This is a genomic window from Intrasporangium calvum (assembly GCF_028446585.1).
GTDB classification, from domain to species: Bacteria; Actinomycetota; Actinomycetes; order Actinomycetales; family Dermatophilaceae; genus Intrasporangium; species Intrasporangium calvum_A.
In genome coordinates this window covers 1-4,649 of sequence record NZ_JAPFQL010000135.1, presented here as the reverse complement: position 1 = coordinate 4,649, position 4,649 = coordinate 1, and the positions used below count along the sequence as shown (strand labels likewise).

Annotated in this window: 4 protein-coding genes; 1 reads left to right on the top strand and 3 read right to left on the bottom strand. The window is 70.6% G+C overall.

Features of this window, described 5'->3' with window-relative positions; translation table 11 throughout:
* Positions 1 to 51 precede the first annotated feature (51 nt).
* The 3 genes from OO014_RS18875 to OO014_RS18865 form a co-directional block, all read right to left on the bottom strand.
* Positions 52 to 1,221 (bottom strand): NAD(P)-dependent malic enzyme, encoded by a 1,170-nt coding sequence (locus tag OO014_RS18875; protein ID WP_272463872.1) that lies wholly within the window; start codon positions 1,219 to 1,221, stop codon positions 52 to 54.
* Positions 1,222 to 1,418: 197 nt separating this feature from the next.
* Positions 1,419 to 2,708, bottom strand: coding sequence for an HD-GYP domain-containing protein (locus tag OO014_RS18870; protein WP_272463871.1), 1,290 nt, complete (start codon positions 2,706 to 2,708; stop codon positions 1,419 to 1,421).
* The gene (locus OO014_RS18865; RefSeq protein ID WP_272463870.1) at positions 2,705 to 4,009 is read right to left on the bottom strand and encodes an HD-GYP domain-containing protein; all 1,305 of its coding nucleotides are present in this window, start codon (positions 4,007 to 4,009) and stop codon (positions 2,705 to 2,707) included. The genes OO014_RS18870 and OO014_RS18865 overlap by 4 nt, the downstream gene beginning before the upstream one ends.
* A 452-nt stretch (positions 4,010 to 4,461) precedes the next feature.
* On the opposite strand from OO014_RS18865, the gene OO014_RS19395 reads away from it, so the two are divergent.
* Positions 4,462 to 4,536: a 50S ribosomal protein bL37 gene (locus OO014_RS19395; protein WP_369791897.1), complete on the top strand. Its 75-nt coding sequence runs from the start codon at positions 4,462 to 4,464 to the stop codon at positions 4,534 to 4,536.
* Positions 4,537 to 4,649: the final 113 nt, after the last annotated feature.

Here is a 4,649-nt window from a genome sequence, read left to right as displayed (position 1 = left end):
CGCCGCTGGGCCCGGAAACCGGGCCCAGCGGCATACGACCGGAGGCGGTGCTCAGCCGTGGCGTCGCGCGAGCGCCGAGACCGCCTCCGCCACGCGGGGAGCCACCCGCTCGTCGAAGACGCTCGGCACGACCTGGTCCGCCGTCGGGTCCGCGACGAGCTCGGCGATGGCCCGCGCTGCCGCGAGCTTCATCTCCTCGGTGATGGCGCGCGCACCCGAGTCGAGCGCCCCGCGGAAGATCCCGGGGAACGCCAGCACGTTGTTGATCTGGTTGGGGAAGTCGGACCGTCCCGTCGCCACCACCTCGGCGAACTTGTGCGCGACCCGGGGATGCACCTCGGGGTCGGGGTTGGCGAGGGCGAAGATGATCGCCCGAGGCGCCATGCGCATCAGATCACGCTCGGGCACCGTGCCGCCCGAGACCCCGATGTAGACGTCGGAGCCCTCCAGCGCGTCACCCAGCAGGCCGACCCGCCCAGTGCGGTTCGTCAGGGCACGAAGGGACTCCTTGTGCTCCGGCAGCCCGCTCCGGTCCGGCCCGAGAATGCCCTGGGAGTCCGTGACGATGACGTCACCCACACCCGCGGACACGAGGATCGACGAGACCGCCACCCCCGCGGCACCCGCCCCGGAAACGACGACGGTGAGGTCCTCGAGGCGCTTGTCGACGACCCGGGCCGCGTTGAACAGAGCGGCCAGGGCCACGATCGCGGTCCCGTGCTGGTCGTCGTGGAAGACGGGGATGTCGAGGCGCTCCTTGAGCCGGCGCTCGATCTCGAAGCACCGCGGCGCCGAGATGTCCTCGAGGTTGATCCCGCCGTACGTCGGGGCGAAGCGCGCGACGGCGTCGACGATCTCGTCCACCGTGCCGGTCTCGAGACAGACGGGGACGGCATCCACATCGGCAAAGTGCTTGAAGAGGACGGCCTTGCCCTCCATCACCGGCATCGCGGCGAGCGGGCCGATGTCGCCCAGGCCGAGGACGGCCGTGCCGTCGCTGACCACGGCGACGGTGTTGCGCCTGCTCGTGTAGCGGTGGGCGAGAGCGGGGTCGGCGGCGATCGCGCGGGACACCTCGGCGACACCCGGCGTGTAGAGCAGCGACAGGTCGTCGGCGTCGCGCAGCGGGGACGTCGCGTGTACCCCAAGCTTGCCGCCCTCGTGCGCCCGGAACACCGGGTCGTCCGCATCGAAGGGTGGGGTCACGGGTAACGCACTCATGAGAGGAACCTCGTTCGCATCAACAGGGCATCGCGAGCCCTGGCGGAAATGGCAAGGGCCGCGGGTCTGGCCTCAGGTATGAGATATGCGAAACGGGGGTTGCCCGAACGCGGACAGTCTGCCACGAACGACGGCGCAATGGCAGGGGCCCGGCAGATTTCCGGTGTGGGGCCGGTCACCGCGCCGTTCTTGCGGCGTCAGGTGGGGGGCGCCGTCTCGAGGTGGCGCAGGAGCGCGTCGACGACGTGCGGATCGTACTCGTAGCCGAGCCCCAGGTAGATGCGCTCCACGGCCCGCTCCCGGGCTCGCTGGCTGCGGGAGCCCGCTGTCAGGTCCTCGTAGGCGTTGACCACCTTGAGGATGCGGCTCGTGAGGGGGATCTCCTCCCCGAACTCGCGCCACTGGCGGTACGGCGTGGCCTGGTGCTCCAGGATCGTCGCCGCGTCCTCGAGCACGCCGGTCTCTCGGACGATGGCCAGCGTGTCGGCCCCGATCCGACGCTGGTCAGCCGGAGCAGCGAGCACGGTCGCGCCGCCGGGGATGGGGTCCACGAGCGCCACCTGGCCGATGTCGTGCAGGAGCGCGGCGTACTCGAGGTTGGCCAGGTCCCGCTCCGGAAGCCCCAGGGCCCGCCCCACCGCCAGGGCCATGGCGGCGACGCGCTCCGAGTGCCCGGCGGGCGTGTAACCGGCGGCGTCCGTCAGCCGGGACAAGGTCCGGATGCTCTGGAGGTAGGTCGCCCGGATGGTCATGTAGCGGCGGAAGGCGAAGAGGGTGAGGACCAGCGGGGAGAGGAACAAGGGCACGGCCGGGGCGCCCAGCGGGGGCACCGCGAGGGCGATGAGCACCCCCGTGACCGCCAGGGCCGTGGACAGCGCGAAGGTCGAACGGATCTCGTCCTTGAACGCCTGCCACCACGCCGCCCGGAGCAGCGCCCTCGCCATGGACATGACGAAGGCGTCGGCCAGGAGCGCCACGACGGCGATGGACAGCATCAGGAGCGCACGCTGCCACGGGTCGAGACCGTCGTCGACGACCGGCCGCCCACGCTCCTGCCCCAGATGGACCACCCGGTAGAGCAGCGCCGCCACGGCCACGCTGACGAACCGACCGGTGGTCTCGACGGGACTGACCTCTCGGCCGCTGAGATGGCGCAGCAGGGCGACCCCCGTGATCGCCGTGGCCGTCACCGCGAGGACGAAGACAGAACCGTAGGAGACCCCACGCCCACCGGGCAGCTCCGTCGTGAAGACGAAGCCCAAGGCTGCTGCCGTGGCGAGAGGCGCCGACCCTCTGACTCGCGGCCCGGAGACCTGGAACCACTCCCCCAGCAGGATCGCGGCCGTGAAGGTGGCGACGAGGACGGCGCTACTGCTGTCGTCCCACGCCGGCGAGTCCGCCGACAGCATGACCAGGGCGACACACCCCGCGATGGCTGCGGCTGCCGCGGCGAACGGCTTCACCCGTCCGACCGCGCGGGCTCTCATGCCTCGCCCTCGTCGAGTGAGGACCATTCGTGCTTGGCCAGCACGCGCCGGAGCGCGTCGACGATCCCGGGGTCGTAGCGGCCCACCTCGCCGTCGAGCACCCCCACGGCCCAGTCCGGGTCGACCCGCCCGTCGGAGCCGCCCCCCTGGGTGAGCGCCGTGAAGGCACCTGCGACCGCGATGATCCGAGCAGAGATCGGGATGTCCGCACCGGACAGGGACCCGGGCCCGCCGTGCCCGTCGAACCGCTCGTGCTGGTGACGGATCCCCGCGCGGGCCTCGTCGAGGAAGTCGATCCCGTCGACCATGCGCGCGCCCACGACGCCGTGCGAGGTGAGCAGCCGACGCTCGTGGTCCGTCAGACTGTCCGGGGACCGACGGAGGGTGCGGGCCGGGATGGCGAGGTGCCCGATCTCGTGAAGGGTCGCCGCCTGCCGCACGGTCCCGATCTGATGGGGCCCCAGACCGAGCTCCTCGGCGAGCCACTCAGACAGGCGAGCGGTGCGGCGACTGCGCTCGATGGCTGGCGGTTCCTTCTTGCCGAGGGCCGTGACCAGGGTGTCGAGGGTCCGCTCGTGCGAGCGGAGCTCATCGCCGTACTGGATGAACGCCCAGCGGGCGGCCAGGAGCGGCGCGAGGACGAGCAGGGCGCTGAAGGCACCGAGCCGCGCCGGGAACCACAGGACGACGAAGAGGAAGCCGATGACGCCGTAGCCGACGTACGCCCAACCGGACCCGCTGAGGACCCGCCGGACCACCACGGTGAAGGGCACACCCTGCGCGTAGTGGATGACACCCGCGAGGAGGACGGCGTTCGTGAGGCATCCGACGACGTCCGCGACCAGGATCGGGATCCCCACGGATGCGGTCATCGCACCGGCGCCCTCCAGGGCCTCGATCTGCCGGCGCAGCCCGCCGGCGAAGTCGTAGGCGAGGGCGCCAGCGGCACCGACGATCGACGTCATCGCCATGTTGAACACGGTGGTGGACCACCGGGGCTCCCGACGGTCCACCGTGACGGAGAGCAGGCCGACCGCCCAGGTGCCGAGGGGCCCGACGATGGCCGCGGAGGCCAGCAGGATGATGCTGAGGAAGGAGAAGCCGATGCGCGAGCCGACGTCCGGCTCACGCAGCTGGAAGCTGAGGACGCCCATCGCCACCAGCAGCGTCAGTGCGGGCAGGTCGACCACGGAGTCGACCTGCCACGCCATCACGCCGACGCCGAGGGCGGCAACGGTGACAACGGTGATGTAGCCACGGACGAGGAACTCTCGCGTGACCAGCCGGCCGGGTGATCTCACCGGCGCCACCGGCGCGGGACTGTTGGAGGCAGGTGCCGATCTGGGCAAATGGGCGGGAAACAGCTAGGACCGTGGGGGTCGGTCAGCTGCTTCAGCCACCCCACGTCCAGGTGTCGCTGGCAATCACGGTCGTCACGCTGAGGACGAACGGGCTTGCAGCCAGGGCGAGGAGAAGGTTGCGCAGCATGGTGGGGGCTCCTTTGTCGGGACACAGGTAGGCAGGCGCATGGGGGGCGCCAGCTGGTGCGTCGGTTACAGCGTGCCAAACTTCGTGGCTCTTTCGGGGAAGAGTTCTCCTTAGAAGCCCACTTTTTACCAACTCCTTAACCTTTCCAACCCCTCCTCAAACCTCGCCCCAGCGCCGATTGGGGCCTCGCAGGCCGGTATGGAAGAATCAGGGCTTCGTGCCCCCGGGCACGGATCAACCAGCACCACCGACGAAAAGAGCCGAGATGAGCAAGCGCGCCCGCAAGCGCCGCTCCCGCAAGGGCAACGCAGCCAACCACGGCCGCAAGCCCAACGCGTGAGCCGCGGCGTGCTTCGCACGCCTGGCACCCACATCGAAAGAGCAGTTCGCGACACGTCCCGCCGGGGTGGCCCCCAGCACAGCGTGTCGCGAACTGCTCTTTCGATTTCCCCG

Bases quoted from the DNA above. Each gene is read 5' to 3' on its own strand.
- OO014_RS18870 (WP_272463871.1), bottom strand. From the start codon at position 2,708: ATGAGAGCCCGCGCGGTCGGACGGGTGAAGCCGTTCGCCGCGGCAGCC.
- OO014_RS18875 (WP_272463872.1), bottom strand. From the start codon at position 1,221: ATGAGTGCGTTACCCGTGACCCCACCCTTCGATGCGGACGACCCGGTG.